The sequence below is a fragment of the Bowmanella yangjiangensis genome, assembly GCF_017255015.1.
Taxonomy (GTDB): domain Bacteria; phylum Pseudomonadota; class Gammaproteobacteria; order Enterobacterales; family Alteromonadaceae; genus Bowmanella; species Bowmanella yangjiangensis.
Genome location: NZ_JAFKCS010000587.1, coordinates 1 through 457, shown reverse-complemented (window position 1 = coordinate 457; position 457 = coordinate 1). Strand labels below are relative to the sequence as shown.

Annotated in this window: 1 protein-coding gene; it reads right to left on the bottom strand. The window is 60.0% G+C overall.

Annotated elements, in window-relative coordinates; all coding sequences use genetic code 11:
• Positions 1–269 precede the first annotated feature (269 nt).
• Positions 270–457, bottom strand: a 188-nt coding sequence (locus tag J0A65_RS25795) for a hypothetical protein (RefSeq protein ID WP_206597054.1), incomplete at its 5' end; no start/stop codon positions are given.

The following is a 457-nucleotide window of genomic DNA, read 5'->3' as shown; positions in this document are numbered from 1 at the left end:
CTGGTCATCGGCGTAACGGCGCAGGTGCTGTACCTGCGCCGCCGCGCCTAGCGGCTGGGCGCTGGGGCTTGCAGACAGTCGGCTGCCAGGTCTGGCCGGGAGGCCAACTGCGGCCGCAAGCTGACTCAGACGACTGCCAACTCGCGGCCAGAAGCGGACTGAACTGCGGTGGATCAGCCCCCCGTATTGAAATACCCCGCGACGAACCAGGAGCGATTCACATATAAGTTTCAGCGCAATACCCCTAACTCTTAGAGACCGGTGAACGCCTATCTATTGATATGAGCCGATTGCCCATGTGACAGTCGCCGCATTGCACTAGTCAAATGCGCTCTGGCACTTTCGGCATCCCCCTGACGCATCTGCTCGTAAGTGCGTTGTGCAATTTCATGAGGCACTGGTTTGAGCTCGCGATGGGTCGACATTGCCAGCAGTTGCACCTGGGCAGCGCGCTCCA